Origin of the sequence: Mycolicibacterium alvei, from assembly GCF_010727325.1 — a bacterium.
GTDB lineage: Bacteria > Actinomycetota > Actinomycetes > Mycobacteriales > Mycobacteriaceae > Mycobacterium > Mycobacterium alvei.
Genome location: NZ_AP022565.1, coordinates 2,925,400 through 2,952,250 on the forward strand (window position 1 = coordinate 2,925,400; position 26,851 = coordinate 2,952,250).

The 26,851-nt window shown below is 68.1% G+C and carries 22 protein-coding genes; 17 read left to right on the plus strand and 5 right to left on the minus strand.

Annotated elements, in window-relative coordinates; all coding sequences use genetic code 11:
- Positions 1–369: 369 nt before the first annotated feature.
- Positions 370–3,576, plus strand: coding sequence for a hypothetical protein (locus tag G6N44_RS14070; RefSeq protein ID WP_163664916.1), 3,207 nt, complete (start codon positions 370–372; stop codon positions 3,574–3,576).
- A 60-nt stretch (positions 3,577–3,636) separates the two neighbouring features.
- Here G6N44_RS14070 and G6N44_RS14075 read toward each other — a convergent pair whose 3' ends face one another.
- Positions 3,637–4,446, minus strand: coding sequence for a sulfotransferase family protein (locus G6N44_RS14075; protein ID WP_163664918.1), 810 nt, complete (start codon positions 4,444–4,446; stop codon positions 3,637–3,639).
- A 204-nt stretch (positions 4,447–4,650) separates the two neighbouring features.
- Here G6N44_RS14075 and G6N44_RS14080 point away from each other — a divergent pair, with 204 nt between their 5' ends.
- The 3 genes from G6N44_RS14080 to G6N44_RS14090 all read left to right on the plus strand — a co-directional run bounded on the left by G6N44_RS14080 (position 4,651) and on the right by G6N44_RS14090 (position 9,250).
- Entirely contained in the window at positions 4,651–5,169 is a 519-nt protein-coding gene (locus tag G6N44_RS14080) for a cupin domain-containing protein (RefSeq protein WP_163664920.1), read from the plus strand.
- Positions 5,170–5,253: 84 nt separating this feature from the next.
- Positions 5,254–6,960 carry a DEAD/DEAH box helicase gene (locus G6N44_RS14085; protein ID WP_163664922.1) on the plus strand — a complete coding sequence of 569 codons (1,707 nt, stop codon included), beginning with the start codon at positions 5,254–5,256 and terminating at the stop codon, positions 6,958–6,960.
- A 94-nt stretch (positions 6,961–7,054) separates the two neighbouring features.
- Positions 7,055–9,250: a DUF1214 domain-containing protein gene (locus tag G6N44_RS14090; RefSeq protein ID WP_163664924.1), complete on the plus strand. Its 2,196-nt coding sequence runs from the start codon at positions 7,055–7,057 to the stop codon at positions 9,248–9,250.
- Between the two features lie 136 nt (positions 9,251–9,386).
- Here G6N44_RS14090 and G6N44_RS14095 read toward each other — a convergent pair whose 3' ends face one another.
- From G6N44_RS14095 to G6N44_RS14105, 3 genes are read right to left on the minus strand one after another with little or no spacing between them, the layout of a single operon-like run.
- Positions 9,387–10,202: an HAD-IIA family hydrolase gene (locus G6N44_RS14095; RefSeq protein ID WP_163664926.1), complete on the minus strand. Its 816-nt coding sequence runs from the start codon at positions 10,200–10,202 to the stop codon at positions 9,387–9,389.
- Positions 10,203–10,227: 25 nt separating this feature from the next.
- Positions 10,228–11,634, minus strand: coding sequence for a PH domain-containing protein (locus tag G6N44_RS14100; protein ID WP_163669933.1), 1,407 nt, complete (start codon positions 11,632–11,634; stop codon positions 10,228–10,230).
- 32 nt (positions 11,635–11,666) lie between these two features.
- Entirely contained in the window at positions 11,667–12,164 is a 498-nt protein-coding gene (locus G6N44_RS14105) for a PH domain-containing protein (protein WP_163664929.1), read from the minus strand.
- A gap of 61 nt (positions 12,165–12,225) precedes the next feature.
- On the opposite strand from G6N44_RS14105, the gene G6N44_RS14110 reads away from it, so the two are divergent.
- Genes G6N44_RS14110 through G6N44_RS14130 form a run of 5 tightly spaced genes read left to right on the plus strand, consistent with a single transcriptional unit; the run spans position 12,226 to position 18,178 of the window.
- Positions 12,226–13,149, plus strand: a complete 924-nt coding sequence (locus tag G6N44_RS14110; RefSeq protein ID WP_163664931.1) for an SDR family NAD(P)-dependent oxidoreductase — start codon at positions 12,226–12,228, stop codon at positions 13,147–13,149.
- 2 nt (positions 13,150–13,151) lie between these two features.
- Positions 13,152–14,339 carry a molybdopterin molybdotransferase MoeA gene (gene moeA / locus G6N44_RS14115; RefSeq protein ID WP_163669935.1) on the plus strand — a complete coding sequence of 396 codons (1,188 nt, stop codon included), beginning with the start codon at positions 13,152–13,154 and terminating at the stop codon, positions 14,337–14,339.
- Between the two features lie 35 nt (positions 14,340–14,374).
- The gene (locus tag G6N44_RS14120; protein WP_163664934.1) at positions 14,375–15,076 is read left to right on the plus strand and encodes a phosphatidylserine decarboxylase; all 702 of its coding nucleotides are present in this window, start codon (positions 14,375–14,377) and stop codon (positions 15,074–15,076) included.
- A 26-nt stretch (positions 15,077–15,102) separates the two neighbouring features.
- A complete protein-coding gene (pssA, locus tag G6N44_RS14125) occupies positions 15,103–15,954 on the plus strand; it encodes a CDP-diacylglycerol--serine O-phosphatidyltransferase (protein ID WP_163669936.1) in 852 nt (283 codons plus the stop codon).
- A 1-nt stretch (position 15,955) separates the two neighbouring features.
- Positions 15,956–18,178, plus strand: coding sequence for an AAA family ATPase (locus G6N44_RS14130; RefSeq protein WP_163664936.1), 2,223 nt, complete (start codon positions 15,956–15,958; stop codon positions 18,176–18,178).
- 404 nt (positions 18,179–18,582) lie between these two features.
- Here the strand turns inward: G6N44_RS14130 and G6N44_RS14135 are convergent, their stop codons facing one another.
- The gene (locus tag G6N44_RS14135) at positions 18,583–19,164 is read right to left on the minus strand and encodes a TetR/AcrR family transcriptional regulator (protein WP_163664938.1); all 582 of its coding nucleotides are present in this window, start codon (positions 19,162–19,164) and stop codon (positions 18,583–18,585) included.
- A gap of 21 nt (positions 19,165–19,185) precedes the next feature.
- Here G6N44_RS14135 and G6N44_RS14140 point away from each other — a divergent pair, with 21 nt between their 5' ends.
- From G6N44_RS14140 to G6N44_RS14175, 8 genes are all read left to right on the plus strand, one after another.
- Positions 19,186–19,575: a hypothetical protein gene (locus G6N44_RS14140; RefSeq protein ID WP_163664940.1), complete on the plus strand. Its 390-nt coding sequence runs from the start codon at positions 19,186–19,188 to the stop codon at positions 19,573–19,575.
- A 207-nt stretch (positions 19,576–19,782) separates the two neighbouring features.
- Positions 19,783–22,665, plus strand: a complete 2,883-nt coding sequence (locus tag G6N44_RS14145) for a Na+/H+ antiporter subunit A (RefSeq protein ID WP_163664941.1) — start codon at positions 19,783–19,785, stop codon at positions 22,663–22,665.
- Complete coding sequence (locus G6N44_RS14150) at positions 22,662–23,126, plus strand: Na(+)/H(+) antiporter subunit C (protein WP_163664943.1); 465 nt, start codon at positions 22,662–22,664, stop codon at positions 23,124–23,126. The genes G6N44_RS14145 and G6N44_RS14150 overlap by 4 nt, the downstream gene beginning before the upstream one ends.
- The gene (locus tag G6N44_RS14155) at positions 23,123–24,721 is read left to right on the plus strand and encodes a Na+/H+ antiporter subunit D (RefSeq protein WP_163664945.1); all 1,599 of its coding nucleotides are present in this window, start codon (positions 23,123–23,125) and stop codon (positions 24,719–24,721) included. Before G6N44_RS14150 ends, G6N44_RS14155 begins: the two co-directional genes overlap by 4 nt.
- Positions 24,718–25,260, plus strand: a complete 543-nt coding sequence (locus G6N44_RS14160) for a Na+/H+ antiporter subunit E (protein WP_163664947.1) — start codon at positions 24,718–24,720, stop codon at positions 25,258–25,260. The genes G6N44_RS14155 and G6N44_RS14160 overlap by 4 nt, the downstream gene beginning before the upstream one ends.
- Positions 25,257–25,568 (plus strand): monovalent cation/H+ antiporter complex subunit F, encoded by a 312-nt coding sequence (locus G6N44_RS14165; protein WP_163664949.1) that lies wholly within the window; start codon positions 25,257–25,259, stop codon positions 25,566–25,568. Before G6N44_RS14160 ends, G6N44_RS14165 begins: the two co-directional genes overlap by 4 nt.
- Positions 25,565–25,918: a monovalent cation/H(+) antiporter subunit G gene (gene mnhG, locus G6N44_RS14170; RefSeq protein ID WP_163664951.1), complete on the plus strand. Its 354-nt coding sequence runs from the start codon at positions 25,565–25,567 to the stop codon at positions 25,916–25,918. The genes G6N44_RS14165 and mnhG overlap by 4 nt, the downstream gene beginning before the upstream one ends.
- Complete coding sequence (locus G6N44_RS14175) at positions 25,905–26,819, plus strand: SAM-dependent methyltransferase (protein WP_163664953.1); 915 nt, start codon at positions 25,905–25,907, stop codon at positions 26,817–26,819. Before mnhG ends, G6N44_RS14175 begins: the two co-directional genes overlap by 14 nt.
- The last annotated feature ends 32 nt before the right edge of the window (positions 26,820–26,851 follow it).

Here is a 26,851-nt window from a genome sequence, read left to right on the forward strand (position 1 = left end):
ACAGCACCATCAGGGGTGCCGACGCCCACGGCAAGATCCGCACACGAGTTCAGCAACACACACGTTTTGCTTTGGGCCAGAACATATTTCGCGGTATCGCAACACTCATCCAGCACGCTCGCCAACAGCGATATCTCGCGCCGGAAAGCCACCAGAGCGCGGGTTCTTGTCGTTGCAACAACATAATCCACACCGCTGTGAAACCTCCGCCGGGCGGAAACGGCCGAAGGCTGCACGACACGACACCGACCAGGCCGTGGCAAATTCATATCAATTCTCACGAGCGTCAAAAATTCAGGTTTGTCGAACTGGCTTCTGTCGCACAGCTTTCGAGCTATTCATTGGGGGCGGACCATCCGTCGCACCCCCGTGGAATCGCGCGACACCCCTGGTAAGCAGCAGACCCCGGCCCGCTGGAACCTGTTTCATTTCTTTACCCGCACCGGCGGCAAGGGCGGCGCCGGCGCGCAGGGCGGGGTTTTCGCCATGTATCCCGGTAGCGAAGCAACAGGCACCGGCACCGGTGGTTCCGGTGGGGCAGCCGACGGAGCCGGCAGCATCGGCGGCAACGGCAGCGGCGGCTGGGTGCAAGCCGGGTGGTCCTATTACGGCCGCGGCAACAACAGCAAGGCCTCCGGCACCGCCATCGGTGGTAACGGCGGCAAGGCAACTGGCGGCGGGCACGGTGGACAGGGCGGAGACGCCAGCCTGCTCACCGCGGGTACCGGCGCCACGGTTTCGGGTAACGCCTACGGCGGCGCGGGCGGCGCCGGTTACGCCGGCGGCACCGGCGGCAACGGCGGACAGGGCCAGATCGCGGCCGTGGGCAATGACACCCACGACAGTGGCACTGCCACCGGCGGCGCCGGCGGCAGTGGTACCGGTGTCGGTATCTCGGGCGGCGCGGGCGGTCGGGGCCTGATCTACTCGGGGACCTCGGGCGGTGGTGGTATCCACTCGACTGCGGAGGGCACCGCGACTGGCGGAAACGGCGGCGCCGGTCAGAACAACGTCAGCGGCGGCAAGGGCGGCGACGCCGGCATTGTCACCAAGGGCGACAACAACACCAACACCGGTGCCATCGCCACCGGTGGACACGGCACCACCGGCGCTGCCGGAGGCCAAGGCGAGCTCAGGACGACCGGCACCGGAAGCACGATCAAAGATTCGTCGGCTAGCGGTGCCGGCGGGAGCACTGGTGGTTCGGGGAGCGCCGGCAACGTGCTCGCCAGCAACGGCGGTTCAATCACAAACAGCTCCGCCAATGCCGGGGTCGGGTCCGACACCGCTGTTGGTGGCTCGGCGACCGTGACTGCCACCGGTACCGGTAGCACCGTCACCAACACCAAAGCCACCGGTGGTAACGCCGGGTTCGGTGACGCCAACGGCGGCATCGGCGGCAATGGCGGGGTGGCCTCGGTCACGGCCACCGGCGGTGGTGCCATCACCGACGGTGTCGCCAAGGGCACCGATGGTGGCAAGGGCACCAACAGCGGCAAGGGCGGCGCCGGCGGCGGGGGCTATATCGAGGCCCTGGGCGCGGGCAGTACCGCGAGCGGAACCGCCACCGGCGGCATCGCCGGCACCGGTGACGGCACGGGCAGCGTCGGCGGCAACGGAGGCGACGGCTGGATCCGCGCCAGTGCTGCCGGAGCCGATGCGAGCGGCGTGGGCACCGGCGGTGCCGGCGGCAACGCCACCAGCGGCGGCAAGGGCGGCGCCGGCGCGCAAGGCGGAATCTTCGCTCAGCGGGTCAACAGCGAGGCCACGGGCACCGGTATCGGTGGTGCCGGTGGCACCGCCGACGGTGTGGGCAGCACCGGCGGAAATGGTGGCGGCGGCTGGATTCAGACCGGTTACTACGCCACCGGCGCCAACAGCAAGGCCGAGGGCACAGCGACCGGTGGTGCCGGCGGCGACGCGACCACCGGCGGTCACGGCGGGGTTGGCGGAATGTCGGTAGTGCTCGCCACCGGAGACAACTCCACCGCCACGGGCACCACGGTCGGTGGCAAGGGCGGCGCAGGCTCCAACGGCGGAACCGGCGGCAAGGGTTCCCTCGGGCAGGTAGTCGCCCTGAGTATCGGCTCGCACGCCGAAGGCACCGGCATCGGCGGTGCCGGTGGCAGCGGCGACGGCGTCGTGGGCGTCAACAGTGTCGTCGGCGGCAACGGCGGTCAAGGTGTCGTCTCCGCGGCGGGTGACTACAGCACTGCGGAGGGCGATGCGACCGGCGGGAACGGCGGCGCGGGCCAGGGCGGTGTCAACGGCGGCAACGGCGGTGCGGGCAATATCACGGCGAAGGGTGACGGCACCTCCAGCGCCGATGCCGACTCCATCACCGGCGGCACGGCCTCCGGTGGCGGCGGCTCCACCGGGGCCTCCGGCGGTATCGGTCAGCTCAGCACCAACGGCGGCACGATCAAGGACACCCAGGCTATCGGTGGCAACGCCGGTGCGGGCGACGCCAACGGCGGCCTCGGCGGTAATGGCGGAACGGCTTCCGTGTCAGCCACCGGCGGCAGCGAGGTCGCCAACGGTCTGGCCAAGGCGGGCAACGGTGGCGCCGGGGTGACGGGCGGCAAGGGCGGCGCCGGCGGGAACAGCACCATGGCAGCCACCTCGGTGACGGGCGACCTCACCGGTACCACCACCGGTGGTGTCGGCGGGACCGGCACCGGGATCGGAGCCACCGGCGGTGCCGGCGGCGCGGGCACCAACGGTGGTGTCGGAGGTGGTGGCGGTAACGCTGCAATTACTACCGACCTCACCGGAACCGCCAGCGGCACCGCGAAGGGTGGGTCCGGCGGAACCGCCACCGGTACCGGCAGCATCGGTGGCAACGGCGGCTGGGCGGAGATCCAAGCCGGGTACGGCAACCTCACCGGTGGTACCGCCAGCGGCACCACCACCGGCGGCAATGGCGGCAACGCCACGAACGGCGGCCACGGCGGTAACGGTGGCGGTTCGCTGATCATGGCCGCAGGCACCGGCGTTGCCACCGGCAACACCGCCAAGGGTGGTGACGGCGGTGCAGCCAACACCGCAGGCGCCACGGGCGGTGCCGGCGGGTTCACCAACATCGCAGCCCAGAACGGAAGCATCACCGGCAGCACCGCAACCTCCGGAAACGGTGGCATCGGCAACGGCGGGAACGGCGGTGACGGCGGTATGGGCTGGATTCAGGCCTACGACCCGTCGGCCCCAGCCAGCACCACCATCACCAACGGCAAATCGACCGGCGGCAACGGCGGCAACGGCGGCCTCAACGGCACCGGCGGAGCCGTCGGCGGCAACGGTGGCAACGGCGGCAACAGCACCTTCTGGAAGGGCAACGGCCAGACCTCGACCAACCAGGTCAATGCCGGTGGCAAGGGCGGCAACGGCGGCGACGGCGGCAACGCCGTGGGCGACGGTGCGGGCGGTGCGGGCGGCAACGGCGGCATCGGTGGCAGCTTCGACTTCACCACCAACACGGGCACGACCGGCACTGGCGGCAACGGCGGCAACGGCGGCACCGGCCAGCCCGGCGGGGTGACCGGCACCACCGGCTCCACCGGTGCCAGCAATCCCTGATCGCCGACACTAAAAAGAGAGAGGCCCGCTACGGCGGGCCTCTCTTTTTGTCGCGTCAGCTCACACCACGCGCAGACCGTCTGGCACCCGGCTCGGATCGCACCAGAACGCGTCATTGACGAAGCGCCCGAACAGATCCGGCGGCAGGATGGTCTCGCGCGGCTCGGCCTTCACCGAACCGCGCACGGTGTGCAGCCCCGGCGTCCCGGCGCGTTCGTCGAACTCGGTGACGTCGTAGTCGACGTGGCCGAAGTCGTGCTCGAATACCGGTTCACCGATGAACTCGTAGATGGCGCTCATCACCTTGGCCGGTTCGACGGTCAGGGTTTCGTACTGCACCAACAACAGGTGGTCCCGTTGGGCGCCGTAACAGGCCTGCTTGAGGGCGTCGTAGGGCCCGCCGACCATTCCCTCCTGTGCGGCAACGTCATTGGCTCTGGTGTAGACGGTGCCGCCGGGGTTGTAGTTGAAGATCGACGACGGGCTGAACACGTTGCGCTGCACCAGCCGCTCGATGCTGTCGATCACCCACGACAGATCACGCACGCAGGCAATGACTTTCGCGTCCGGGAACAGCTGCGCGAGCGCGGGCATCCGGGCACACCAGCCCCGATTGGTGTCGAAGATGACCGGGGCGATGCTGTCGGCGTAGTAGCTGTCGAACAACCCGCGCAGGATCCGTTCGCGTTTGATGTCGTCGAGGAATACCGAGAACTCGTTGCGGGCGCTCATCTGGGCCAGCAGGGCGTCGAACAACCCGGCCAGCGGGCCCGACATCCCGGCCTGAAAGCGCGGATTCTGCCGCAGCAGCGCCGCCAACAGCGTCGACCCTGATCGCGGTAGACCCGAGATGAAATGAAGCGTCGTCACCGTTGCCCTTTCGCCCGTAATCCGTCGAACACCCCGCGGTGACCCGCTCGGCCACGTCTGCGTTGTAAGTCTGCATCGTCTGGCAGGACTTGCGCGCCCGAATTCGGTCCGCCGCTTTCGACAGCAGGGCTGGTTCACCACGCCGCGAACAACCCTGGTGTCGATCTCGGCGTCAACACCGTCACCGCGTCTAAGCTGACGCTCATGTCGCTGTGGAACCCCAGAGATGTGCCGCCGTATCCCCCGGCTCGCTACACCGAGGACGAGCCCGAGGTCAGCGCCTGGGTCCGGCGCGCGCCCGAAAATGGCGGGGCGCCACCTGACTACGACTCCTTCGGTCTGGTCAAGTACCACTACCTGGCCAACCAGCAACAGACCAATGGCGATTACGGCCTGTACCGCGTCGACATCAGCCCACAGGCCGGCGGCCCGGCCCCGCATTTTCACCGGACCATGTCCGAGGCGTTCTTCGTCCTGTCGGGCACCGTCAGGCTGTATGACGGCACCGACTGGTGCGACGGCAACCAGGGCGATTTCCTGTACGTCCCGCCGGGCGGCATCCACGGTTTCCGCAATGAGGCCGACGCGCCGACGTCGTTGCTGATGTTGTTTGCTCCCGGCGCGCCGCGGGAGGCCTATTTCGAAGGGTTGGCCCAGCTGGCCGACCTCGACGACGACGAACGCGCCGAATGGTTCGCCAAGAACGACAACCACTTCATCTGAGCGACACGCCCGGCGCGCTCCTGCGGATATGCGCTGACGTAACGCCCTGCCATAGACTGCTTTCCGACTGAGAGGAGTCCTCGGGTGCGGGCTGATGCAGCGCCCAGCACCCAGGCACTTCGGGGCTGGCAGCGTAAGGCGCTGGTGCGGTATTTGACCGCCAAACCGCGGGACTACCTGGCGGTGGCCACACCCGGCGCAGGTAAGACGACGTTTGCGCTGCGGATCGCGGCCGAGCTGCTCAACGACCGTACGGTCGACGCGATCACCGTGGTGGTGCCCACCGAGCATCTCAAGATCCAGTGGGCCCAGGCGGCCGCGCGGAATGGCATCGCGCTCGATCCGAAGTTCAGCAACTCCAACTCGCAGACCTCGGCGGAGTACCACGGCGTCGTCGTCACCTATGCCCAGGTGGCCAGCCATCCCACCCGGCACCGGGTGCGCACCGAGAACCGCAGGACGCTGGTCATCTTCGACGAGATCCACCACGGCGGTGACTCGAAGAGCTGGGGCGACGCGATGCGCGAAGCCTTTGACGACGCGACCCGGCGGCTGTCGCTCACCGGTACCCCGTTCCGCAGCGACGACAGCCCGATCCCATTCGTCAACTACGAAACCGACGGCGCCGGCTTCCAGCAGTCCGTGGCCGACCACGTCTACGGCTATTCCGATGCGCTCGCCGACGGCGTGGTCCGGCCCGTGGTGTTCCTGGCGTACTCCGGTGAGGCCCGGTGGCGTGACAGTGCCGGCGAAGAACACGCGGCGCGCCTGGGCGAACCGCTGACCGCCGAGCACACCGCCCGGGCCTGGCGCACCGCACTGAACCCGACCGGGGAGTGGATGCCGGCGGTCATCGCGGCCGCCGACAAACGGTTGCAGCAGAAGCGTCAGCACGTGCCCGATGCCGGCGGCATGATCATCGCCACCAACCAGACCACCGCGCGCGCCTATGCCGATCTCCTCACCAAGATCACCGGTGAGGTGCCCACCGTGGTGCTCTCCGACGATCCCGGCGCCTCCGACCGGATCAGCCAATTCTCGGAAAGCACCAGTCGGTGGCTGGTCGCGGTGCGCATGGTGTCCGAGGGTGTCGACGTGCCACGGTTGTCGGTCGGCGTGTACGCCACGAGCGCCTCGACTCCGTTGTTCTTCGCCCAGGCCATCGGCCGGTTCGTGCGGTCACGCCGCGCCGGTGAGACCGCCAGCATCTTCCTGCCGTCCGTGCCCAGTCTCTTGCTGCTGGCCAGTGAGATGGAGGCGCAACGCAACCACGTGCTGGGCAAGCCGCACCGGGAATCCGACGGGCTGGACGACGAGGCCCTCGAAGCCGCCGAAAAGCGCAAGGACGAGAAGGACGACCTGGAGAACGGCTTCGAGTCGCTCGGCGCCGACGCCGAACTGGACCAGGTCATCTTCGACGGCTCATCCTTCGGCACCGCGACTCCGGCCGGCAGCGACGAGGAGGCCGACTATCTCGGCATCCCCGGCCTGCTCGATGCCGAACAGATGCGAGACCTGTTGCGGCGCAGGCAGGATGAGCAGCTCACCAAACGCACGGCCGAGGCCGCGGTATCGGGTGGTCCGCCGCCGTCGCGCACCACGCACGGCCAGTTGCGGGAGTTGCGTCGTGAGCTCAACGCGTTGGTGACCATCACCCATCACCGCACCGGCAAGCCGCACGGTTGGATCCACAACGAGCTACGCCGTATCTGCGGCGGGCCTCCGGTGGCCGCAGCGACCACCGATCAACTGAAAGCGCGCATCGAAGCCATCCGGGATCTGAAGGCCTGACAGCAGTCCGCCCAAACTCCCCCGAGACCCAACTGGAACTTGTTACAGTCGGCCAATTCTGTTCTGTAGCAGCCAAAACAGCTGGGGAGACGCAATGACGCCGACGACCGCTACCACTGGAGGCGCCCGATTCATCGGGCGGGTGGGCACGCTCGCCGTCGCACTGGGCATCGGCGTGGCAATAGCCAACGGCACCGCGATCGCCTCCGCCGAAACCGGTGGTTCGGACTCGTCAGGAACGCATTCAAAGACCACCGACACGACGAAGACGGACAGCTCGACCCCGAAGAAGGGTCCCCGGAAACCATCGTTCCCGGACCCGCAGAAGCTGACCAAACGAGTCAGTGACGTGGCCACCAAGGTGGAGTCTGCGCTCGGCGGCGTGAAGGTCGGCGAACGCCGATCGTCAACCGCATCGACCGAACGGAAATCGGACGGCCGGGAATCGGTCGACACGGTGCGGCAGTCGGTGTCACGGGCACTCACCACGGCCACCGACGCACCCCGCCACCGGCGGGCCACGCTGGACAACCGACCATCGGCCGAGGCCGATACCGCCGCACCCCTGGAAACGCTGACGGTCGTCACCAAGTCTGTGATGAAAGATGTTGTCGAACAGGTGATTCCGCCGTCGAAACCCCGCACCCAGGCCCCGGTGACGCAGACCGTACCGGAGATGGTGGCGTCGGTGACGCAGCGGCTCACACCGCATCTCCCGGAATCGCCGGTGAGCCCCATCCAGGACCTCGGCATGGCCGCGCTGCTGAGCTGGTCACGCCGTGACGGCCGCCAGGGGCTGGTACCCATCGGACGCGTCACCACACCGGAAGCGACCTCCCAGGTGACGAGCGAGGTGACCTCCCAGGTGACCACCGAGCCGACGAGCATGCTGGCCACCGAGCAACAACTCGCGGCCGAGCGGCAGGTCAGCCAGATTGTCAACACACCCTTCGTTCAGCTGGCCAAGGTGGTCCTGATGGCGGCCTGGTACGTCGAGGCCGCGAAGAACTTCGCCACGGTCGGCGGCCCCGACTTCACGAACCTGTCACAGCTGAACCGGGCCGCCACCGAGTTCGCCAACCAGTCGGCCACCGAGTTTCTGCTGCTGAACTCGAACGAGCCGAAACTGCTGCTGCAGGTCAACCCGCCGCACAGTTGGTACGGGCAGAACGCCGGCGGCACGCGGATCTGGTACGACAATCCCGACACCGTCTACCGGTTCACCGGCATCAACGGCGCGTCGACCTACAAGATCGAAGGCAAGGTCGCGGGGTATGACCCGGCCGACCCGAGCACCCACCCCACCTCTGCCAACACCAATTTCAGTGTGCTGACCGGAATCAACGGCGTGACGGCCGCGAATCTCAACGGCGAGGAGCTGAGCATCAGGGACGACGGGACGTTCACCATCGTGGTGAGTCCCGGCGCGGCGCCGGCCAACCCCGAGAAGGGCATGAACTACCTCCAGGCCCCGCCGGAGTCGACCATCCTGGCCACCCGAAACACGTTGGGAAACTGGAATACCGAGACGCCGATCGCGCTGACCATCGAGAAGACCGCCGGGCCGCCCAGCAGCTTGTTCAGCCAGATCGGCGGGTTCGCCATCCCGGTCATCGGCAAGACGGTGATCGAGAATCCGATCCTGATGAGCCTGGTGTCGATCATCCCGCCGTTCGACAGGGTGCCGCTGCTGTTGTCGTCCGCCGAGACCGCCATCCTGATGCTGGTCACCGGCATCACCGGCGAGAACACTTACATGTCCGTGGCCACCGCCACCGGTGCGCCCAACACGCTGTCGGCGCCACAGCACAACGCGCAGTTCCTGTCCACGCAACTGCAGAGCGCCGGCTACTTCCAGCTCAAGGACGACGAGGCGATGATCATCACCGTCGATCCCGGTGATGCGGAGTACTTCGTGGTGCCGGTGACCAACGACTGGACCATCACCAACGACACGCGCAACCAGCAGACCAGCCTGAACAACAGCCAGGCCATCAAGAACGCGGACGGCACGTACACCATCGTGGTGTCCAAGAGCGATCCCGGCGTGGCGAACTGGGTGTCCACCGGCGGCCTCAACCAGGGCACCATCTCGATGCGTTTCCAGGGAGTGGACCCGGATGCGACGAACATGCCGACGGTGACGACGCGGGTGGTGAAGGCGTCCGAGGTCCAGGGCATCGTGAGCGATCCGAACAATCCCAACTACAACCCGCAGCAGCTCAACTACGACCGCGCGCAGCAGATCGCCGACCGCCAGGCCGGCTACGACCGCCGCTACACGGTGTAGCAGCGCGCTTCAGTCGCACACTGTGCGCCGTTTTCTACACCTGGGTCGCGCTCGTCGAAGAACCGCGACCCAGGTGTAGAAAACGGCGCGGCCTGATCGACGGGGCCTGATCGACGCGGCCTGATCGACGCGGCGCCTACAGCCCCAGCAGCGCAGGCAGATCGGCCACCGAGTCGATGACGTGGTTGGGTTGCATCGCGAATTCGTCTGTGGCCCAACGGTCCAACGTGGCCTGGCGGAATTTCCCGGTGCGAACCAGCACCCCGGCCATGCCCACCACCTGGGCGGCCAGCACGTCGTTGTTGAGATCGTCGCCGACCATGTACATCTCGTCGGGGTCGACGCCGAGGCGGTTGGCGGCGGCCAGAAACCCTTCCGGCGCAGGCTTACCCACAGCCGTGGCCTTACGGCCCGAGGTCTGCTCCATGCCGGCCAGGTACATGCCGGTATCGACCCGCAATCCGTCGGTGGTGTTCCAGGCGGTGCTGCGGTGCATGGCCACCACCGGCACCCCTTGGGCCATCCAGTCGTAGACCCAGCTGAGCGTGAGGTGGTTGTACTCCGGTCCGGCCCCGCCGAGCAGCACCACGTCGGGGGTTTCCGGTGCGACAGGCCCGGTAAATTCACTCGAATACACCACGTCTACGCCGGGCATGTCCTCACCGATGTGCCCGCTGTTGACGAGGAAACATCGGGCGCCCGGGTAGCGGTCGCGGACGTATTCGGCCGTCAGGGCCGCTGCGGTGATCACCTCGTCGGCCGCGACATCCATGCCCGCCGCGGTCAACAGATCGGCGATCTGCGCGCGGGTACGGGTGGTGGTATTCGTCAGGTAGGACCGGGCGATCTGCTGCTCAGCCAAAATCCGCAACGTCTGTGCCGCGCCGTCGATCGGCTGCCAGGAGGTCACCAGCACACCATCGATGTCGAACAGCACTCCACCGATAGCCATGCAGCGACAGTAAACGTCCGAGAGTTCAGCGCAACCCGGGGCCGTCCGCCCACCCGTTGTCGGCGACCCACGGTGAGGCAGTCGCCGCCACCGACCACGCCTGTGTCGCCGGGATGTCGAGCACGGCGTAGCGCTTCTCGCCGGCGGCGGTCGCCGCGATCAGGGTGGCCAGGCCGGCGCGGCGCTGAAAGAACGTCTGCCGCACCGTCCATCCGATGATCCCGGCGGCCTCCAGGTGGTCGCGCCGCCGCTCCAGGCTGCCGGCACGGGTGATCAGCCACCCGTCGCGCACCAGATGCCCGAGCGATCTGGCCCGGTCCGCGGCCAGCAGGCCGGCACCTCCGACGGTCAGCCCCCACAGCACCCAGAGCCAGCCCGGTACCGCGGCCACCAGCAGCGCCACGCCGAGTACCCCGGGCAGCACCAGCGCGCGGGTCCAGCGTCGCCGCACCGCCGCCGATCCGTGGGCCACCAGTTGCGCGTCCACCGCACCGGGATTGCCGATCAACTCGGCCAGCACGCCCCTGGCGGTACCGGCCGGGCACGGCGGCAGCAGCAGGGACGCCTCCCCCTGGCCGCCGACGCCGGTCATCACCGCATCCAGGCGGGCCCCGCCGAAGGCTCGTACCAGCAGTGGTTCACGCAGAGTGCCGCCGCGCAGCCGCCGCATGTCGTAGGTGTGCTGCCGCAGACGCAACAGACCGTGCTCCAGGTGCAGAACGTCGGAATCTCTTCGCGCCACAAGATTTCCGTAGGTCAGCAACGACCTGAGCACCGACAACGCCACCGAGGCCACCAGAACCACCAGCACCCCCACCACCACGGTGGCCAGGACCCCGAGGCGTTCTGCCACCGCGATCCCGGACTGCGCCAGCTCCGAGTCCCGTAGTGCGGCGCCGACGCCGGCCTGGTAGATCACCCCGGCCGCGGCCGCGATCATGGCCAGGCCGGTGAAACTCAGGGGGCTGTAGCGCAGCCAGGATGGCTGCCAGCGGGCCAGCTCGCGTCCGGCCGGCGCCTCGGCGGCCGGTACCGCATCGACGAGCAGGATCGCGCGCAGCCGGGGTACCTGCTGCGCCTCGACTGCGTCCAAGGCGAATTCGCTGTCGCCCTTGGCTTCCTGGCCGGTGCTGATCCGCAGCACGGTCAGCCCGAGCAACCGGTGCAACAGCCGCGCATCGGTCGATACCGATCGAATCCGGTTGCGGGGCACCGACAACACCTTGCGTTGCAGCAGCCCGGTGCGCAGTTGCACCTCGTCCGGTTCGATGCGGTAGCCGGTGGTGAACCACCGCGCCAGGCCGACGCCGACGGTGAGCACGATCGCCGCGATCGTCCAACTCTGGTTCCCGGTCGCCGAGCCCAGCACCACCGCGCCGATGAGCAGTGGAATCTGTTGCAGCACTTCGTGTACCGGGTGAACCAGCAGCATGCGGGGGCTCAGCCGCTGCCAAGCGTCGTCAGTCACGTCGCGTCCTGTTCGCCGATCGCCGTGATGTCGGTCAACTGCGCCACCACCTGCTCGGCCACGTCGTCATCGAGTGCCACGATGCGCACGGCGCCGGCCGAGGACGCCGTCGTCACCGTCACATTGGCCAGGCCGAACAGCCGGTCCAGCGGGCCCCGGTAGGTGTCCACGGTCTGCACCCGCGAGATCGGCGCGATCCGCCGCTCCTGCACCAACCACCCGGTGCGGGTGTAGACGGCGGGTGTCCCGGAGTCGACGTTGATGTCCCACCGGTGCACCCGGTAGCGCCACATCGGGACCACCACGACGAAGAACACCGTCCCGAGCACCGTGACAGCCGCCGCCAGGCCGTGCAGCCACACCATCTGCTGGTCGATCGCGAACCAGATCATTTGCGCCAGTATCAGAACGGCCCATGGGATGGCTGCGCCCATCGCCCACACCAGCGGCGCCTTACTGCTGGGTGGCTTCGCGGGATCAATCAGGGTGCGCATGTTCCCAGACTGCTATGGCGCCGAGGTGCCGTCCAGCACCCGCGTTCCGTATGTTCGACCCATGAGCGCCAATTCCAAGTGGACCGAGGCCGACGTCCCCGATCAGTCCGGCCGGATCGCGATCGTCACCGGTTCCAACACCGGCCTGGGCTATGAGACCGCCCGTGTGCTCGCCGCCAGGGGCGCGCACGTCGTCGTCGCGGTGCGCAACCTGGACAAGGGCCGCGAGGCCGTCGACCGGATCACCGCCGCCGTGCCCAAGGCCGACCTCACACTGCAGCAGTTGGACGTGGGCTCGCTGGAGTCGGTCCGCGCCGCGGCCGACGAACTCAAGGCCGCCTACCCGCGGATCGACCTGCTGATCAACAACGCCGGGGTGATGTACCCGCCCAAGCAGACCACCGTCGACGGCTTCGAGTTGCAGTTCGGCACCAACCACCTCGGCGCGTTCGCGCTGACCGGGCTGCTGCTCGATCACCTGCTGCCGGTCGACGGGTCGCGCGTCGTCGCGGTCGCCAGCATCGCCCACCGCATCCAGGCCGCCATCCACTTCGACGACCTGCAGTGGGAACGCAGCTACAACCGGGTGGCCGCCTACGGGCAGTCCAAGCTGTCGAACCTGCTGTTCACCTACGAGTTGCAGCGGCGTCTGGCGGCAAAGAACGAGCCGACCATCGCGGTGGCCGCCCACCCCGGCCTGTCCAACACCGAACTCATGCGCCATATCCCGGGAACCGGCCTGCCGGGCTACAGCCAGGTCGCGAGCCTGTTCACCAACAGCCCGGCCAAAGGCGCGCTCGCCACGCTGCGGGCCGCCACGGCTCCCGATGTTCGCGGCGGCCAGTACTACGGCCCATCCGGTTTCCGCGAGATGGTCGGCAATCCGAAGCTGGTGACCTCCAGCAAGCAGTCCCACGACGAGGACCTGCAACGCCGGCTGTGGACCGTGTCCGAAGAGCTCACCGGCGTCAGCTTCCCGGTGTGATGATGCGGACCGTCGAAGAACACCAGTTGGTGGTCGCCGGGCTGATCAAAGCCCTTGCACCACAAGATCTTCCATTGAACGACACGCTCGGCCTGGTGCTGGCCGCCGATGTCGTCGCCCCGCTGTCACTACCGGGCTTCGACAACTCCGCGATGGACGGCTACGCCGTCGTCGCCGAGGATGTGGCCTCGGCCACCGAGGACACCCCGGTGCAACTACCGGTCGCCGAGGACATCCCGGCCGGGCGCACCGACCCACTGAGGCTGCAACCCGGAACGGCGCACCGCATCATGACCGGGGCGCCGCTGCCGTCCGGTGCGACCGCGGTGGTTCCGGTCGAGGCGACCGACGGCGCGACGGACACCGTGACGATCCGCGTGGCTGCCCGGAAGAACCAGCACATCCGCCGTGCCGGCGAGGACGTCACCGCAGGCACCCCGGTACTGCGCGCCGGTCAGGTGATCACTCCGGCTGCGCTCGGGCTCGCCGCGGCACTCGGGATGGCCACGCTGTCCGTGGTGCCGCGGCAGCGCGTGATGGTGATGTCCACCGGCACCGAACTGGTGGCTGCGGGCACCGAACTGCGGCCGGGGCAGATTTACGAGTCGAACGCGGTGATGCTGGCCGCGGCGGTCCGGGATGCCGGCGCCGAGGCGACCATCGCCCCGATGTCCGCCGATGACGTCGACGCCTTCCGCACCGCGCTCGCCGACCACGCAGGCGATGCGGATCTCATCATCACCACCGGCGGCGTCAGCGCAGGCGCGTACGAGGTGGTCAAGGATTCACTGTCGGATCAGGTGGAGTTCGTCAAGGTGGCGATGCAGCCCGGCATGCCGCAGGGTGCGGGCACGGTCGGTGGTGTTCCGATCATCACGCTGCCCGGCAACCCGGTCAGCGCGCTGGTGTCCTTCGAGGTGTTCGTCCGCTCGCCGCTGCGTGCCGCGATGGGCCACGCTGAGCCGGGTCGGCCGCGCCGCACAGCGCAACTGACCGAGAACCTGACCTCTCCGCGCGGAAAACGGCAGTTCCGGCGGGGTGTGCTGACCGGGGATTCGGTCAGTAGCTACGGCCCCCCGGCCTCGCATCACCTGCGCTGGCTCGCTTCGGCGAACTGTCTTTTGGAGATCGCCGAGGACGTCACCGAACTGTCGGCCGGGTCGACGGTTCCCGTGTGGGACCTGACCTAGCAATTCCGTCACCGGGCGCACGTAGAATCCTCCCGATGGCCAGACGCCCCGATCTCCAGCAGTCCGGACCAGAACGCCTCATGGCGCTGGTGCGATCCAGTGTTCCGCCGATGCATTCGGCCGGGTTGCCGTTCGTCGGCGCCAGCCTCGCCGTCGCGGCCCTCGGTCGCAAGCACCGTTGGGTACGCCGCGCCGGCCTGCTCGCCGCCGGCGCCAACGCCGCGTTCTTCCGCCACCCGGCCCGGGTGTCGCCCACCCGCCCTGGTGTGGTGGTCGCCCCCGCGGACGGGCTGGTGTGCCTGATCGAGGACGCGGTCCCGCCGGCCGAGTTGGGGTTGCCCGACACCCCGCTCCCGCGGGTAAGCATCTTCTTGTCGGTGCTCGATGCGCACGTGCAGCGAGCGCCGATCGGTGGTGACGTGGTGGCCGTGCAGCACCGCCCCGGCCGTTTCCACTCGGCCGAGCTCGAGGCCGCCAGCGAGGACAACGAGCGCAACAGCGTCGTCATCCGTACCGCCGAGGGCACCGAGGTGATCGCCGTGCAGATCGCCGGGCTGATCGCCCGGCGCATCGTGTGCAACGCGCACGTCGGCGACAAGCTCGCCATCGGCGAGACCTACGGCCTGATCCGCTTCGGGTCCCGGCTGGACACCTATCTCCCTGCCGGTTCGAAACTGCTCGTCGCCCGGGGCCAGCGCACGCTGGCCGGAGAGACCGTCCTGGCGGAGTTGCCGTGATCAAACCCCGGGTGAGGCCCCCGTCGTTGATCAAGGGCCGCATGAAATCGCCGCCGTTCTCCGTGCGGATGCTGCCGAGCGCGATGACGGTGGCCGCCATCTGCCTGGGCTTGTCGGCAGTCAAGATGGCACTCGACGACCGGCCCACCGAGTCGATGGCGTTTCTGGCGGTCGCGGCGATTCTCGACGGGCTGGACGGCCGGGTGGCGCGGATGCTCAACGCCACCTCCAAGATGGGCGAGGAGATCGACTCGCTGGCCGACGCGGTGAATTTCGGTGTGGCACCGGCATTCATCGTTTACGGCACCCTGCTGTCGCATTCCCGGATCGGGTGGATCGTGGTGCTGCTGTACGCGGTCTGCATCGTGTTGCGGCTCGCGCGGTTCAATGCGCTGCTCGACGTGGACCAGCCCGTGTACGAGAAGGAGTACTTCGTCGGCATGCCCGCCCCGGCGGGTGCCATCGGCGCGATCGGTCTGCTGGCCGCCAAGATGCAGTTCGGTGAAGGCTGGTGGACCAGCGAGTGGGCGGTGTCGATCTGGATGATCGGCGTCTCGCTCCTGGTGGTCAGCCGGATCCCGATGCGCAAGATCCACACGTTCTCCGTGCCGCCGAACATGGTGGCGCCCTTGCTCGCACTGGTCGGCATCGGCGTGGCGGCATCGGTGTTCTACGGCTACATCGTCATCATGGTGATCATCGTGGCCTACGTGATCCAGATTCCATTCGCGATCCGCACCAAGAAGTGGGTCGCCAACCACCCCGAATCCTGGGACGACAAGCCGCAGCAGCGCCGCGCCACCCGTCGCGCGACTCGCCGGGCCCAGCCGCACCGGCGTTCGATGGCACGCCTGGGGCTGCGGAAGCCGGGCCGCTGACATGTCGCAGATCGAGGTCGACGACGAACCCGCACTCGGACATCTGCGCCTGACCGCCCGGCTGAACACCTCGGCACTCGACTCGCGTCGCGGGGTGGTTCGGCTGCATCCCGAGGCCATCGCCGCCCTCGGGATCCGCGAATGGGATGCCGTGTCACTGACCGGATCCCGTACCACTGCCGCCGTCGTCGGTCTGGCCCCCGGCGGCACCCCGACCGGGACCGCCCTGCTCGACGACGTGACACTGTCCAACGCCGGGGTACGGGAGAACACCCCCGTGATCGTGGCGCCGGTGACGGTGTACGGCGCCCGCGCGGTCACGGTGACCGGGTCCAAGCTGGCGACCGAATCGATCTCGTCGGCGACGCTGCGCCAGGCGCTGCTGGGCAAGGTGATGACGGTCGGTGACACGGTGTCGCTGCTGCCCCGCGATCTGGGGCCGGGCACCTCGACGTCGGCGGCCGCCGCGGCGCTGGGCTCCTCGGTGGGCATCACCTGGACCTCGGAGCTGCTGACGGTGACCGGTGTCGATCCGGCCGGACCCGTGAGTATCCAACCGAATTCGGTGGTGTCGTGGGGGTCCGGCCTTGAGAGTGCCGGGCCGGGGTCGTCGGATTCCACCGGCGCACACACGGTCAGCCCCGCCCGCGCCGAGCCTGCGGTCAGCTTCGACGATCTCAAGGGCTCCCACACCCAGGCCGGCAAGCTCACCGACTGGCTCAAGTTGTCCCTCGACGAACCCCAGCTCCTTGAAAAGCTCGGGGCAACACCACATCTCGGCGTCCTGGTGACCGGTCCGGCCGGCGTCGGCAAGGCCACCATGGTGCGGACGGTGTGCGCCGAGCGGCGGTTGGTGGAGCTCGATGGCCCCGAAGTGGGGGCGCTGGCCGCCGACGACCGGCTCAGCCGCGTGTCCGCCGCGGTCGCTACCGTGCGCGACGACGGCGGGGTCCTACTGATCTCCGACGTCGACGCGCTGCTCCCGGCCGCCCCCGCCGACCGGGCTCCCGAGCCGGTCGCCGCCCTGATCATCGGCGAGTTGCGTGAGGCCGTCGCCACCCGCGGCGTGGCGTTCGTCGCGACGTCGGCGGTGCCTGTCGGGGTGGATTCCCGGCTACGGGCGCCGGACCTCTGCGACCGCGAGCTCGCCCTCACCCTGCCCGATGGCGCCACCCGAAAGGCACTGCTGGAGGTGCTGCTGCGGGGAGTTCCGTCCGCCGATCTCAATCTGAACGAAATTGCCGACCGTACACCAGGTTTCGTAGTTGCCGACCTGGCCGCCCTGGTCCGCGAGGGAGCGCTGCGGGCAGCGTCGCGAGCCAGTGCCGACGGCAACGAGCCGGTGCTGTGGCAGGAGGATCTGACCGGGGCGTTGACGGTGATCCGACCGTTGTCGAGGTCGGCGGCCCAGGAGGTGTCGGTCGGCTCGGTGACACTCGACGACGTCGGCGACATGGTCGAGACCAAACAGGCACTCACCGAGGCGGTGTTGTGGCCGCTGCAGCATCCGGATACGTTCCAGCGCCTCGGCGTCGAGCCCCCGCGCGGTGTGCTGCTGTACGGTCCGCCCGGTTGCGGCAAGACCTTCGTGGTGCGGGCACTGGCCAGCTCCGGAAAGCTCTCCGTGCACGCGGTCAAAGGCGCTGAGCTGATGGACAAATGGGTCGGCTCATCCGAGAAGGCCGTGCGCGAACTGTTCGCTCGGGCCAGGGATTCGGCACCGTCACTGGTGTTTCTCGACGAGATCGACGCGCTGGCTCCGCGACGCGGGCAGAGCTTCGATTCCGGGGTGACCGACCGCGTGGTGGCCGCCCTGCTGACCGAACTCGACGGCATCGAACCGATGCGCGACGTCGTGGTGCTGGGCGCGACCAACCGCCCCGACCTTATCGACCCCGCGCTGCTGCGGCCGGGTCGGCTCGAGCGACTCGTGTTCGTCGAACCACCCGATGCCGAGGCACGTCGCGAAATCCTGCGGACCGCGGGAAAGTCCATCCCACTGGCCCCGGAGGTCGATCTCGATGCCCTGGCGTCCGAGTTGGACGGCTACAGCGCAGCCGACTGCGTGGCACTGCTGCGCGAGGCGGCGTTGACGGCGATGCGCCGGTCCATCGATGCGGCCGACGTCACCGCCGCCGATGTCGCCAAAGCTCGTGAGGCCGTGCGGCCGTCATTGGAGGCCGAGCAGGTGGCGTCCTTGCGGGAGTTCGCCGCCGGGCGGTGATGGTTCCGGCCGGGGCGCATCCCGGCCGCGAGTCACACATGCCCCACGCGCCACGGCTGCCGAGGGCCTACTGCACTTGCCCGGCTATCAGCGACAATCGAGCGACAATCGTCTCCTGAGTCACAGGCGTAGCACTGACCTCAGGGCAGGTGGCCACATCCGACTCGTGCGCACCTGAGACCTCCACAGCCCCACCAGCCCACCGCCCGATTGACAGCGACACTGTCGCTGATAGGTGGGCAACCCGAAAACCGTTGCGCACGAGGCCAATGAGGCCGCAGTGATGCGAGTAAACGACGACCCTGTGACAACAGTTGCCGGGGTGATGGATGTGGCGATTGTCGCTCGATTGTCGCTGATAGGCGGGCACAACGACACCCAAGCGCCGGGCCGTGACGAATCCGCTACACCGTCAGCAGCTTCCGGATGGCGTCGGCCAGGTCTTCTTCCACCCACGGCGGCAACTCGGCATCGTTGGCGTAGCGCCGCACCACTGCGTAGGGCAGGTCGACGACGGCTCGCGACATGGCATCCATCGTGCGGGCGTCGTCGTCACCATAGATACCGCGCGCCAGTTCGCGTAGGCGTGCCATGAGTGGGGCGTTCATCGCCGCCAGCGTCGCGGTGAATTCCGCATCGGGAGCGCCGTCGAGCAGGTCACGGGGTCGGAGGGTGAGCAGCAACCGGGCGTCCTCGGGAACCTCGCGGGCGAAACCGACGGCGGCCACACCCATCGCGACCGCCGCTTCCAAGGCGTCCGCCCCGGACGCCGCCATCGCCTGGGATTGGAACCGTTCGAGCGCCCGCAACCAGGCCGCGGCCAGCACTCCATTGCGATTGCCGAACCGGTGATACAGGGTTCCCGCCGGCGCCCCACTGACCTTGGCAATCGCGGCAACACTTGCCGCCCTGGGCCCTTCGCCGAGCACCAATGCCCGCGCCGCATCCAGAATCGCGTCGGTTTCATGCTTCCGCGGAGGCGCCATGATCTAGTACAGTCCTTCTATATGGAACGTTTACCCTATATCGATGAGCATGCCATAACCGTCGACGCCGACGCCGCCACGACATGGGCCGCCGTCCTACGCACGTTGTGCCGCGACCCGGTCGAACCGCGCGCCCCGTTCGGGTTCGCCATCGGCGAGTGCACTCCGCGCCATCGCCTGGTTCTCAAGGGCCGCCACCCCTTCGCGATCTACGAGTGGGTGTTCGAACTCGACGAGCTCGGCCCCCATCGCACCCGGGTGCGGTCACAAACCTGGGCGGCCTTCCCCGGTATCCACGGGAAGATCTACCGCGCGCTGGTGATCAGCTCGGGAGCCCACGTGGTGGCCGTGCGCCGAACGCTCACACGCATTGCGCGACAACTACGTCCACAACCAGACGTCGCAGCATGATCCGGAGGCTGGGGCGCGACGGCTGACGCAGACCGCAGTCGCGTGCACGTGTGCCTGGCGCTGGCCGAGCAGGAAGCCACCGCAGGCTACTGGTCGCCATAACGGCCCACGTAGAATGCGTGAAAAGCCATTGCCACTCATGCCGATGCTCTTCGCGCAAGCGCTCATCGGCAGCCGACACCCCGACCCCAACCCGATCGGAGTGCCATGCTTGCCGTTCTGCTCGCCCACGCGGTCGCCACCGCGCTGGCGCCGCTTCTGGTGGCCAAATGGGGGCGGATGGCGTTCTATCCACTGGCACTCGTCCCGTTGGGTTCGCTGGCCTGGGTCGCCCTGAACTGGCCCAACGATGAGCGGGTCCCCACCCTGAACATCCCGTGGGTCGACGGGCTGTCGATGGACATCACGCTGCGCTTCGACTCTCTCGCGGCGATCATGAGTGTGCTGGTCCTGGCGGTAGGTGCGGTCGTGATCTTCTATTGCGGCGAGTATTTCCATCACCACGACGGCCGCATCGAGAAACGGCTGCCCAGCTTCGCGGCCGAGCTGGTCGCGTTCTCCGGATCCATGTTCGGCCTGGTGATCAGCGACAACATGCTGGTTCTCTACATCTTCTGGGAAACCACGACGGTCCTGTCGTTCCTGCTCGTGGGCCACTACGCCGAGCGGGCCACCAGTCGCCGGGCCGCGACCCAGGCCCTGCTGGTGACCACGTTCGGCGGCCTGGCCATGCTGGTCGGCATCGTCGTGCTGGGAAACCTGGCCGGCACCTACCTACTGTCCGAGTTGATCGCTGCTCCCCCGACCGGGACGGCCGCCGCGGTCGGAGTGGCGCTGATCCTCGTCGGCGCCCTGTCGAAATCGGCCATCGTGCCGCTGCACTTCTGGCTGCCGGGCGCCATGGCTGCGCCCACCCCGGTGAGCGCCTATCTGCACGCCGCGGCCATGGTGAAGGCCGGGGTCTACCTGGTGGCACGCATGACGCCCGGGTTTGCCGACACCTCGTTCTGGCGTCCCATGGTGGTGGGGCTGGGCCTGACGACCATGCTGCTGGCCGGTTGGCGGGCGGTCCGCGAATACGACCTGAAACTGATCCTGGCGTTCGGCACGGTGAGCCAGTTGGGCCTGATCACCGTGATGGTCGGCGCGGGCGGCAGCGACATGATGCTGGCCGGGCTGGCCATGTTGTGCGCGCACGCGATGTTCAAGGCGGCGCTGTTCATGGTGGTCGGCGTGATCGACCACGCCACCGGCACCCGCGACATCCGCCGGTTGGCCGGGCTGGGACGCCACCACCGACCGTTGTTCGCCATCGCTGTCGGGGCCACCGCGAGCATGGCGGCCCTGCCCCCGTTCTTCGGGTTCGTCGCCAAGGAGGCCGACCTGGAGACGGTGGCGCACAGCCCCGCTCTCGGTGCCGCCGCACCATATGTGTTGACCTGCATCGTGATCGGCTCGGTGTTCACCACCATCTACAGCCTGCGGTTCATATGGGGCGCATTCGCCACCAAGGGTGCGTCGCAACCCAGCACCCGAGTTGCCGAAATGCACCGTCCCTCAGCCACTTTCCTGACCGCACCCGCCCTCCTCGCCATCGCCGGCCTGGTCTTCGGCTTGTGGCCCGCCGGGATGGACGCGGTGCTGAACGAATACGCAGGCACCCTGCCCGGCGGGTCGGGCTACCACCTGGCGCTGTGGCACGGGCCGGGTCTTCCGCTCCTGCTCTCGGCCGTCGTGCTGGCAGTCGGTACCGCCGCGTTCATCGCACGGACCCGGTTGCCCCGGGCCCGGTTGGCCTACCAGCCACTGGGTAACGCCGACCGCATGTACGACGCCACCATCCGTGGCCTGGACGTGCTCTCGCTGCGGTTGACCGGGTCGACCCAGCGAGGTTCGCTGCCGGCCACGCAATCGGTGATCCTGTGCACGCTCGTCGCGTTGCCGGTCGCGACGTTGGTGCTCGGCCCCCGCGACCGACCGGGTTTCGCGCTGTGGGACTCGCCGCTGGTCGTGGTGGTCGGGTTGCTGATGCTGGCTGCGGCGATCGGCGCGACGATGATGCGCAACCGCCTGGCCGCGGTGCTGTTGGTCGGTGTGACCGGCTACGGATGCGGCGCGATCTTCGCTTTCCACGGCGCCCCGGATCTGGCCCTGACCCAATTCCTGGTCGAGACACTGGTTTTGGTGATCTTCGTGCTGGTGTTGCGGACGCTGCCGGCCGAGGCCGACGCCGAAGCGATCAACAGCCACCGCCTTCCCCGGATCCTGCTGGCGCTGGCAGTCGGTGCGGCCGTCACGTCCCTGACCGTCTACGCGATGGCCGCCCGCACCGGCGCGGGCATCGCCGAGTTGTTGCCGGATGCGGCCTACTACCGCGGGCACGGCGCCAACACCGTGAACGTGCTGCTGGTCGACATCCGCGCCTGGGACACCTTGGGTGAGATCATGGTGCTACTGGTCGCCGCGACGGGTGTGGCCTCACTGGTGTTCCGGCACCGTCGGTTCGGTGCCGCCCCGCGGGTCAGCACGGCCGCGGGCCAACCCGACATCGGTCCGGTCGGTGCCTACAGCCCTGCGATCGGCGACGTCACCTGGCTGCGTGGCTCGGAAATGCGCGATCCGCGGTACCGGTCGCTGGTGCTGGAAGTCGCCACCCGCATGATCTTCCCGCTCATCATGGTGCTGTCGGCCTACTTCTTCTTCGCCGGGCACAACACGCCCGGCGGCGGATTCGCCGGCGGGCTCACCGCCGGCCTGGCGCTGGTGTTGCGTTATCTGGCCGGCGGGCGTTACGAGCTCGGCGAGACGCTGCCGCTGGACGCGGGCAAGATCCTGGGCACCGGGCTGGGGCTGTCCGCCGGGACGGCCGTCGCCTCGATCCTGCTGGGCGCGCCCGCACTGTCCTCGGCGGTGTTGCAGTTCGACATTCCGGTGTTCGGCCACGTCAAGCTCGTGACCGCGCTGTTCTTCGACCTCGGTGTGTACCTCATCGTGGTCGGTCTGGTGCTCGATGTGCTGCGCAGCCTCGGTGCGCGGGTGGACGTGGAAACGGCCGGTGCTCCCGCAACCTCGAAGGCGGTGGCGCGATGACGACCGTCCTGATTCCGCTGATCCTCATCGGCGGTCTGACCAGCGCCGGGGTGTACCTGCTGCTCGAGCGCAACCTGACCCGAATGCTGTTGGGCCTGTTGCTGGCCGGCAATGCCGTCAACCTGCTGATCCTGACGGTGGGCGGGGCAGGTGGCAATCCACCGATCCGCGGACGCACCAGCAATGGCGCCACCACCACGGCTGACCCGCTGGCGCAGGGCATGATCTTGACGGCGATCGTCATCAGCATGGGCATCGCGGCCTTCGTCCTGGCGTTGGCGTACCGGTCCTACCGACTGACCACCGTCGAAGAGGTCAGCAACGACCCCGAGGACACCCGCGTTTCGCAGCAGCGCGAGGCCGAAGATGAGGAAGACGAGATTCCCCAGGCCGACATCAGTCGCGACACCGATGCCCCCGACGAACTCGATGCGTTGCCCGGATTCGAGGGTTCGAAATGACCGCCCAGGCGTTGATCCCGTTGCCGGTGCTGATCCCGGCGCTGGCCGCGGCGCTCACGCTCGTCGCCGGTCGTCGTCCGCACTTGCAGCGGCTCATCACCCAGCTCGCGCTCGTCGCCGTCGTCGCGGTGTGTGCGGCGCTGGTCTACCTGGCCGACCGCGACGGCACCTTGGTGTTGCACGTCGGCGGCTGGGGCCAGACCGTGCCTGGCATGGGGCCACTGGGCATCACGCTCGTCGTCGACCGACTCTCGGCCATGATGCTGCTGGTGTCGGCGATTGTGCTGTTGGCGGTGGTCGCCTACGCCATCGGGCAGGGCATCCGCGACGGCGACGAACGCCAACCCGTGTCGATCTTCATGCCCACCTATCTGGTGCTCTCGGCCGGTGTCTGCACCGCGTTCCTGGCCGGGGACCTGTTCAACCTGTTCGTCGGTTTCGAGGTGTTGCTGTCCGCGAGCTTCGTGCTGCTGACCATCGGCGCCAGCGAGGAACGGGTCCGGGCCGGCATCTCGTACGTGATGGTGTCGATGGTGTCGTCGCTGATCTTCCTGATCGGCATCGCCCTGGTGTACGCCGCCACCGGCACACTGAACCTGGCGGAGCTGGCCGTGCGCCTCGACGATGTGCCCGCCGGCACCCGCAATGCGCTGTTCTCGGTGCTGCTGGTGGCGTTCGGCATCAAGGCGGCGGTGTTCCCCCTGTCGGCGTGGCTGCCCGACTCGTACCCGACGGCGCCGGCACCGGTGACTGCGGTGTTTGCCGGGTTGCTGACGAAAGTCGGTGTGTACGCGATCATCCGGGCCCACGCGTTGTTGTTCCCCGGTGGCAGCCTCGACGCGGTGTTACTGGTGGCCGGTCTGCTGACGATGGTCATCGGCATCCTGGGCGCGATCGCGCAGAGTGACATCAAGCGGTTGCTGTCGTTCACCCTGGTCAGCCACATCGGCTACATGGTGTTCGGGGTCGCGCTGGGAAACCAGTTGGGAATGGCCGGTGCGATCTACTACGTCGCCCACCACATCGTCGTGCAGACCACGCTGTTCCTGGTGGTCGGACTGATCGAACGTCAGGCCGGGGCGTCCACCTTGCACCGGCTCGGTGGGCTGGCCACGGCCAGCCCGGTGCTGGCGTTCGTGTTCGTCGTCCCGGCGCTCAATCTGGGTGGTATCCCGCCGTTCTCGGGCTTCATCGGGAAGGTGGCGCTGATGGAGGCCGGCGCCGAGAACGGGTCGGCACTGGCCTGGACACTGGTCGCCGGCGGCGTCGTCACCAGCCTGCTGACCCTGTACGTGGTGGCTCGGGTGTGGACGAAGGCGTTCTGGCGGGCCCGGGCCGACGCTCCCGAAGGGCACCTGGCCGGGGCGGCGCCTGCGGTGCTGCTCGACGACATCGAGGACATCGAGTACGCCGACCGCGACAGTGTGGGACGGATGCCCGCGGGCATGTTGGTGCCGACGGCTGCGCTGATCGCCGTGGGGTTGGCGCTGACCGTCGCGGCCGCACCGATCTTCGCCTACACCGAACGCTCGGCCGCCGAGGTGCTCGACCGCGGGCAGTATGTCTCTGCGGTGCTGGGGGGAACGTCTCGATGAGGCATTTCGTGCTGCGGATCTGGCTGGTGTGTTTCCTCATTCTGGTCTGGGTTCTGTTGTGGGGCCAGGTCACGGCCGGCAATGTGGCCAGTGGGCTGGCAGTCGCCCTCGTCATCACGGTGCTGCTGCCGATGCCGTCGGTGCCGGTTGAAGGCAAGCTCCATCCGCTGTCACTGCTGAAACTCATCGTGGTGGTCGGCTATTACCTGGCGTTGTCGTCGTTCCAGGTGGCCTGGATGGCTATCCGGCCCGGCCCGCCACCACTGGTCGCCGTGCTGCGCGCCAACCTGCCGGCTCTGAAGTCAGATCTGGTGCTGGCTCTGGCCGTCAACATCTTCAACGTGATTCCCGGCACGATCGTGCTGGAGATCGACCAGGCCCGCCGCATTCTCTACATGCACGTCATCGACGTCGGCTCGGAGAGCACGGTGCAGCGGTTCTACCGTCAGGTCGACCAGATTCAGCGCCTGCTGGTGGCGGCCTTCGAGCGGGAGAGCGATTGGCAGCCGTCGGCCGAGCGGGGGGCGGGCCACGCATGACCACTGTTTGGATCGTTGCCGCAGTCATGCTGACTGCCGCCGCCACCATCACCATGTTCCGCGTGCTGGCCGGGCCCAGCACCCTGGACCGACTGGTCGCGCTCGACACCCTGATCGCCGTGACGATGTGCGGCATCGGCACCTGGGCGGCCTTCAGCCTCGACACCACGGTCACCTACAGCCTGACCGCGCTGGCGTTGATCAGCTTCGTCGGGTCGGTGAGCGTGGCCCGGTTCCGCGTGCGCGACATCGACGACCCCCGGCCCCGGCGACATCCACGGCCGCAGCCACCGCGGGGGCAGCGATGAACGTCCTCGATATCCTCACCGCCGTACTGATTCTCAGTGGGTCGATTCTGTCGTTGACGGCAGCCATCGGAGTGGTCCGATTCCCCGACACCTTGTCCCGCATGCACGCGGCCACCAAACCGCAGGTACTCGGCCTGCTGCTGGTACTGGCGGGTGCGGCGATCCGACTGCGCGGCCACGCCGATATCGGCATGGTGATCCTCACCGGGTTGTTCACCGTGATCACCGCACCGGTGATCGCCAATCGCGTCGGACAATTGGCGTATCAGGAACAGAACATCCGCGATGACCTGCTGACCCGCGACGAGCTGACCGAGTTCGGGCAGACTGACAGCGATGACGAGAACTGACGACGACAGCTGGGACATCACCGAGAGCGTGGGTGCCACCGCGCTCGGGGTGGCGATGGCCCGCGCTCACGAGACCGCATCCGACACTCCGTTGTTCACCGACCCGTGTGCGCAGATGTTTCTCGATGCCGCCGTCGCACAGGGCTGGCGCCCACCCGCCGGCGCGATGGCCCAGCGGATCCGAGCCATCGGCAATTACGCCGCCTCCCGGACCAAGTGGTTCGACGAGTTCTTCGTCGCCGCGGGTGCTGCGGGTATCCGCCAGTCGGTGATCCTGGCGGCCGGACTGGATGCCCGGGCCTGGCGGTTGCCCTGGCTGCACGACAGCGTGGTGTTCGAGATCGATCAGCCGCAGGTGCTGCAGTTCAAGGAGGACGTCCTGGCCGCGCATCGGGTGGCGCCCAAGGCCAGGCATGTCGCGGTTCCGATCGACCTGCGTCAGGATTGGCCGAAAGCCTTGCAGGACGCGGGTTTCGATACCGCCGAACCCACGGCATGGTCAGTCGAGGGACTACTGCCCTACCTGCCCGCCGAAGCACAGGACCTGCTGTTCGAGCGCATCACCGCACTGTCGGCACGGGACAGCCGGATCGCCGTCGAGGCGTTCAGCGACACGTTCTTCTCCGAAGAACACCTGGCGCTTCGCCGTGAGCGCATCGAGCAGATGCGCGCCCGGGCCGCCGACGCGGGCGACGACATGCCGGATCCGGAACGATTGTGGTTCATCGAGGACCGCGCCTATGTCCCCGACTGGCTGAGTGAACACCGCTGGGACGCGGCGGCATTACCTGCCGATGACCTGATGGCGCGCTATCACCGCGTCCTGCCCGCCGATACCACCGAGGGCACCATGTCCACTGAGTTCGTCGAAGGTGTTCTGACCGAGGCATATTCGCGGTAACCAGCCCTGCCGACGCGAAGCATCACGCGCGG

Excerpts from the sequence above, each read along its gene's own strand:
- G6N44_RS14155 (WP_163664945.1), top strand. The coding sequence starts at position 23,123 with ATGACCGCCCAGGCGTTGATCCCGTTGCCGGTGCTGATCCCGGCGCTG.
- G6N44_RS14135 (WP_163664938.1), bottom strand. The coding sequence starts at position 19,164 with ATGGCGCCTCCGCGGAAGCATGAAACCGACGCGATTCTGGATGCGGCG.
- G6N44_RS14130 (WP_163664936.1), top strand. The coding sequence starts at position 15,956 with ATGTCGCAGATCGAGGTCGACGACGAACCCGCACTCGGACATCTGCGC.
- G6N44_RS14160 (WP_163664947.1), top strand. The coding sequence starts at position 24,718 with ATGAGGCATTTCGTGCTGCGGATCTGGCTGGTGTGTTTCCTCATTCTG.
- G6N44_RS14110 (WP_163664931.1), top strand. The coding sequence starts at position 12,226 with ATGAGCGCCAATTCCAAGTGGACCGAGGCCGACGTCCCCGATCAGTCC.
- mnhG (WP_163664951.1), top strand. The coding sequence starts at position 25,565 with ATGAACGTCCTCGATATCCTCACCGCCGTACTGATTCTCAGTGGGTCG.
- G6N44_RS14100 (WP_163669933.1), bottom strand. The coding sequence starts at position 11,634 with ATGCTGCTGGTTCACCCGGTACACGAAGTGCTGCAACAGATTCCACTG.
- G6N44_RS14120 (WP_163664934.1), top strand. The coding sequence starts at position 14,375 with ATGGCCAGACGCCCCGATCTCCAGCAGTCCGGACCAGAACGCCTCATG.
- G6N44_RS14165 (WP_163664949.1), top strand. The coding sequence starts at position 25,257 with ATGACCACTGTTTGGATCGTTGCCGCAGTCATGCTGACTGCCGCCGCC.
- G6N44_RS14105 (WP_163664929.1), bottom strand. The coding sequence starts at position 12,164 with ATGCGCACCCTGATTGATCCCGCGAAGCCACCCAGCAGTAAGGCGCCG.
- G6N44_RS14080 (WP_163664920.1), top strand. The coding sequence starts at position 4,651 with ATGTCGCTGTGGAACCCCAGAGATGTGCCGCCGTATCCCCCGGCTCGC.
- G6N44_RS14095 (WP_163664926.1), bottom strand. The coding sequence starts at position 10,202 with ATGGCTATCGGTGGAGTGCTGTTCGACATCGATGGTGTGCTGGTGACC.
- G6N44_RS14145 (WP_163664941.1), top strand. The coding sequence starts at position 19,783 with ATGCTTGCCGTTCTGCTCGCCCACGCGGTCGCCACCGCGCTGGCGCCG.
- G6N44_RS14175 (WP_163664953.1), top strand. The coding sequence starts at position 25,905 with ATGACGAGAACTGACGACGACAGCTGGGACATCACCGAGAGCGTGGGT.
- moeA (WP_163669935.1), top strand. The coding sequence starts at position 13,152 with ATGCGGACCGTCGAAGAACACCAGTTGGTGGTCGCCGGGCTGATCAAA.
- G6N44_RS14140 (WP_163664940.1), top strand. The coding sequence starts at position 19,186 with ATGGAACGTTTACCCTATATCGATGAGCATGCCATAACCGTCGACGCC.
- G6N44_RS14090 (WP_163664924.1), top strand. The coding sequence starts at position 7,055 with ATGACGCCGACGACCGCTACCACTGGAGGCGCCCGATTCATCGGGCGG.
- G6N44_RS14150 (WP_163664943.1), top strand. The coding sequence starts at position 22,662 with ATGACGACCGTCCTGATTCCGCTGATCCTCATCGGCGGTCTGACCAGC.